This is a genomic window from Pseudomonas fluorescens (assembly GCF_900636825.1).
Taxonomy (GTDB): domain Bacteria; phylum Pseudomonadota; class Gammaproteobacteria; order Pseudomonadales; family Pseudomonadaceae; genus Aquipseudomonas; species Aquipseudomonas fluorescens_BG.
Genome location: NZ_LR134318.1, coordinates 2,013,685 through 2,015,378 on the forward strand (window position 1 = coordinate 2,013,685; position 1,694 = coordinate 2,015,378).

Sequence of the window (1,694 nt, forward strand, 5' to 3'; positions counted from 1 at the left end):
TTGACCTGAACACTTAACGAGCACCCGATGGGCGAATTTACTGGCGCGCGACTAATTTGCCCGGCAGGCCGTCCGTTTCTTCCTACAGATGAATTTTTCGAGGAAAAGCGTGGTGATCAAGCTGACCCTGCTGTGTCTGCCGTATTCCGGTGCCAGTGCCATGGTCTACAGCCGCTGGCGGCCGAAGCTGCCGCAATGGCTGCACTTGCAACCGGTGGAGCTGCCGGGGCGCGGCGCGCGTTTCGGTGAGCCACTGCACACCGATATGCGTGCCTTGGCGATGCAACTGGCCAAGGAGTTGCGCCCGACGCTCAAGACTCCTTACGCACTGTTCGGCCACAGCCTCGGCGCGCTGCTGGCCTGCGAAATGGCCCATGCCCTGCGCGCGCTGGGTTGCCCGGAACCGGTGGCGTTGTTCGCCTCGGGCACGGCAGCGCCAACCTTGCGTGCCGATTACGATCGCGGGTTTGCCGAGCCGAAGACCGATGCCGAGCTGATCGATCAGTTGCGTACGCTCAACGGCACAAGCGAAGAAGTCCTGGCCAATGCCGAATTGATGAACCTTACCCTGCCGATCCTGCGCGCGGATTTCCAGCTGTGCGGCAAATTCGAGCCGTTGCAGCGCCCGTTGCTCAACTGCCCTGTGCACGTGCTCGGCGGCAAAGCCGACCGCGCCACCACCGAACAACTGATCGGCTGGAGCCAGGAAACCCGCGGCAGCTTTTCGGTTGACCTGTTTGCCGGCGGGCATTTCTTTATCCATGAACACGAAGCCAAAGTGCTGCGCCTGATCAAGGATCATCTCGACGTGCACCATCGCCGCCACGCCATGGCCGCCACCGCCTGACCAACCGCCCCCGTGTAGGCGCTGCGGAACGCTGCGATCTTTTGATCTTGATCTTCGAAAGCCAGATCAAAGATCGCAGCCTCGTTGCACTCGTCAGCTCCTACAGGGGTTATGTAGGAGCTGCGGAACGCTGCGATCTTTTGATCTTGATCTTCGAAAGCCAGGATCAAAGGATCGCAGCCTCGTTGCACTCGTCAGCTCCTACAGAGGTTGTGTAGGAGCTTCGGAACGCTGCGATCTTTTGATCTTGATCTTCGAAATCCAGATCAAAGATCGCAGCCTCGTTGCACTCGTCAGCTCCTACAGGGGTTGTGTAGGAGCTGCGGAACGCTGCGATCTTTTGATCTTGATCGTCGAAATCCAGGATCGAAAGATCGCAGCCTCGTTGCACTCGTCAGCTCCTACAGGGGTTGTGTAGGAGCTGCGGAACGCTGCGATCTTTTGATCTTGATCTTCGAAATCCAGGATCAAAGATCGCAGCCTCGTTGCACTCGTCAGCTCCTACAGGGGTTGTGTAGGCGCTGCGGAACGCTGCGATCTTTTGATCTTGCTCTTCGATATCCAGGATCAAAAGATCGCAGCCTCGTTGCACTCGTCAGCTCCTACAGGATTGTGTAGGAGCTGCGGAACGCTGCGATCTTTTGATCTTGATCTTCGAACTCCAGGATCAAAGGATCGCAGCCTCGTTGCACTCGTCAGCTCCTACAGGGGTTGTGTGTCGCTTGAAAAGCCTCGTTTTACCGCCTGCCTGACAGTTGTTCTCATTCGCTAATTTTTCCGGTCTGCATTCGTTTTATAGGGACGACGTGCCTTTGTGCTGCCTGCCTACTGATCCGGATGCCAAGAA

Annotated in this window: 1 protein-coding gene; it reads left to right on the top strand. The window is 57.3% G+C overall.

Annotated features, from left to right (window positions below; translation table 11 throughout):
- The first annotated feature begins 109 nt into the window (after positions 1–109).
- The gene (locus tag EL257_RS09215; RefSeq protein ID WP_126361852.1) at positions 110–847 is read left to right on the top strand and encodes a thioesterase II family protein; all 738 of its coding nucleotides are present in this window, start codon (positions 110–112) and stop codon (positions 845–847) included.
- The last annotated feature ends 847 nt before the right edge of the window (positions 848–1,694 follow it).